This window comes from Paraburkholderia sp. BR14374 (assembly GCF_040948685.1).
In the GTDB taxonomy this organism is placed as follows: Bacteria; Pseudomonadota; Gammaproteobacteria; order Burkholderiales; family Burkholderiaceae; genus Paraburkholderia; species Paraburkholderia youngii.
This window is the reverse complement of record NZ_JBFPKF010000077.1, coordinates 1-3,481: the sequence shown is the minus strand read 5'-3', so window position 1 is coordinate 3,481 and position 3,481 is coordinate 1. Positions and strand designations below refer to the sequence as shown.

Annotated in this window: 2 protein-coding genes; both read left to right on the top strand. The window is 62.3% G+C overall.

The window, feature by feature from the left end; translation table 11 throughout:
- Positions 1–5: 5 nt before the first annotated feature.
- Complete coding sequence (locus tag AB3X86_RS37875; RefSeq protein WP_368599862.1) at positions 6–1,952, top strand: APC family permease; 1,947 nt, start codon at positions 6–8, stop codon at positions 1,950–1,952.
- 213 nt (positions 1,953–2,165) lie between these two features.
- Positions 2,166–3,481, top strand: a 1,316-nt coding sequence (locus AB3X86_RS37870; RefSeq protein WP_368599861.1) for an APC family permease, incomplete at its 3' end; no start/stop codon positions are given.

Here is a 3,481-nt window from a genome sequence, read left to right as displayed (position 1 = left end):
GGCAGTTGATCTTCGGTAAGCCACTCGACCCGCTGGATCCGCGCACCCGCCATGCGATCGCTGTTACACCCCTGTTAGCCTGGGTAGGCCTCGGTGCGGATGGCCTCTCGTCGTCCTGCTACGGTCCTGAAGAAGCCTTTCTCGCGCTCGGACCGCACACGCAGCTCGCCTTTTTTCTCGCTGTCGCCACCGCTGCCACGGTCTTCATCATCGCAATCGGCTACAACCAGGTCATCGAGCTGTTTCCGACTGGCGGTGGCGGCTACCGGGTCGCCACCGCGCTGCTCGGTCCACGCCCAGGCCTCGTGTCAGGCGCTGCACTGCTCGTCGATTATGTACTGACGATTGCCACCTCGCTGGCGAGCGGTGTTGATGCGTTTTTCAGCTTGCTGCCCGTTGGCGCGCAGAGCGTCAAACTTGCCAGCGAGCTGATACTGATCGTACTGATGACAGGTCTGAATTTTCGCGGCATGAGGGAATCGATCCTCGTGCTGCTGCCGATCTTTCTCGGCTTCGTGGTGCTGCACCTGATCCTGATCGTTTATGGCGTGGCCGTGCACGGCGATCATCTGGCCTCGGTCGTTCCTGGCGCGGTGGGGGAGGCGCGCGGCATTTCGCATGCGCTGGGGCCGCTCGTGATGATAGCACTGCTGATGCGCGCGTTCTCGCTGGGCGGCGGGACCTATACCGGTCTCGAAGCGGTGTCGAACAACGTCAACATGCTGGCCGAGCCGCGCGTGCCCAACGGCAAGATCACGATGTTCTATATGTCGACGTCGCTCGCCTTCACGGCCGGGGGCATCATCCTGCTCTACATGCTATGGCACGCGCAGCCGGTGGAAGGCCAGACACTCAACGCGGTAGTGTTCGGCAGCGTGATCGACCGCCTCGGCCTTGGTTCGGCACTCGCGCGGCATGCGTTGCTTGCAGCCGTGCTTGCCTTCGAGGCGGGACTGCTGCTGGTCGGCGCGCAAACCGGCTTTCTCGATGGCCCTGCGGTGCTGTCGAACATGGCTTCCGATTCATGGGTGCCACGTCATTTCCGTGATCTGTCGACGCGGCTTGTCAGGCAGAACGGAATCGTGGTGATGGGTATCGCGAGCCTTGTGATCCTGATGTGGACGCGTGGAGACGTGTCGGTTCTCGTGGTTCTGTACAGCATCAACGTGTTCCTGACGTTCAGCCTGTCGCTGCTCGCTATGTGCACGTACTGGTGGCGCCACCGCCGTGACGGCGAGCCCTGGGTACGGCACTTCGCGTTGTCTGCGCTCGGCTTATCGGTTACGAGTACCGTGCTGGTCATCACGCTGGTCGAGAAGTTCACCGAGGGCGGCTGGCTGACGGTACTGGTGACGAGCGCCGTGATTGCGCTGTGCTTTCTCATCAAACAGCATTACGACGATACGCGTATCCAGCTTGCGAAAGAGGATGCGCTCTTTGCCGGCGCACCTCCCGAAGTCGACGAGGCCACAGCCCCCGGCAAGCCGGACCCGTCGCAGCCGACGGCGATTCTGCTGGTCGGCAAGCATCGCGGGGCGAGCATGCATGCGCTGCTGTGGGTGAACCGGCTCTTCCCCGGGCATTTCAAAAACGTGATCTTTCTCGCCGTCGGCGAAGTCGACGCACAAAGCTATGAGGGCGCCGAGCACCTGGAGCGGCTGCGGCAAACCATGTCGGCCGCACTCGAGTACTACGTCGCGTATTGCCGCAAGCATGGGATAGCAGCTGAGTATCGGATCGCGTTCGGAACGCATCCGGTCGGCGAGTTCATGAAACTCGCCGAATCCACGGCAGACGAGTTTCCGAACAGTGTCTGTTTCGCCAGCAAACTGATCTTCAAGCGCGTTAATTTCCTGACTGCATGGTTGCACAACCAGACGCCCCTTGAGATACAGACGCGCCTGCATTTGCAAGGCAGGCAGATGGTGCTGTTGCCGATGAATGTCGGGTGAAGGACGGACCGTGGTTGCAGTCTGTATCACTATGCCCGGAGGGCTTTGTGCTGGTCACGTGGCGATGGGTGGACGCCTGCGGCAAGCTGCCAGCGCTCGCAAGGGGCGAAATGGCGGATGGCAAATCGTGCTCAACATGAAGCGATTCTCGCGGTGGCTCACGGGTGTGCCGCGTGATGCCGCCGATCCCGCCGCGCGCTCCTGCTGACCACCGTGCTAGCCTCGGCAGGGCTCGGAGCGAACGGCCTGTCGTCGGCATGCTACGGACCCGAGAAGGCCTTTCTGGCGCTCGGCGACCACCCCGAACTCGGGCCGATTCTCGCACTGGCGGCCGTCGCGACCCTGGCTGTTCTCGCGCTGGCCTACACCCAGATCATCGAGCTTTTTCCCTCTGGTGGCGGCAACTACAAAATCGTCTCGCAGCTGCTTGGACCGAGAATCGGGATGATCGCAGGCGCCGCGCTGCTGGTCGACTACATGCTGACCATTGCCGTATCGCTGGCAAGCGGCACCGACGCCGTATTCAGCCTTTTTCCATCCGGCGCGCAGGCGCACAAGCTCGCGGTAGAGGCCGGTCTGATCCTGCTGCTGATCACACTGAATATTCGCGGCGTGAGCGCGGGTATCCGGTTTCTCCTGCCGATCATCATTGGGTTTCTGCTGAGTCACGGAATCCTGATCGTTTACGGCATCGCTTCCTCGACGCACAGCGTGTCGGCCGCGGCGGCACACACGGCGACCGGCGCCTATCGACTGTCGCAGGCGATCGGCTGGCCGCTGGTCGCTGCATTGTTGCTGCGCGCCTATTCGCTTGGCGGGAGCTCCTTTACCGGCATCGAAGCGATCGCGAACAACGTCAATCTGCTGGCCTGGCCTCGCTACAGAAGAGGGAAGACAACCCTGATGACTGTCGCGCTGACCCTTGGATTCATCGCCGGCGGCATCCTTCTTCTTTACACGCTGACCGGCGTGCGGCCGGTCCACGGGCAGACACTCAATGCCGTCGCCTTCGGAGCGATCATCGGCAGGCTTCCAGTCGGCCCGTTCGTGAGAGGGTCGATCCTTCTGATCGTGCTAGCGCTGGAGGGGGCAATCCTGTTCGTGGCTGCGAATTCGATCCTGATCTTTGCGCCTTCCCTTTTGAGCACCATGGCGACGGACTGGTGGTTGCCCCACGGGTTCAGCCACCTGTCGAGCGGGCTTGTCAGGCAGAACGCCGTACTGTTCGTCGGCGGCTGCGCACTCGCCATACTCGTCGCAACCCGCGGCGAGCTTGGACTACTGGTGGTTCTCTACAGCATCAACGTGTTCCTCAGTCTCGCGTTAGCGAAGGCCAGCCTATGCCGCTATTGGTGGGCGCGCCGCGCGCAGGTTCGCGCGTGGCCCCTGCGGGTGGCTGTGGCCGGCGCAGGCTTTGCGATCGCGGCGACGATACTTCTCGTGACCCTGACACAAAAGTTTTCTTCGGGCGGCTGGGCGACCCTGTCCGTGACGTTGCTGGTGATCGCGGGCTGCATGGTAATACGGCG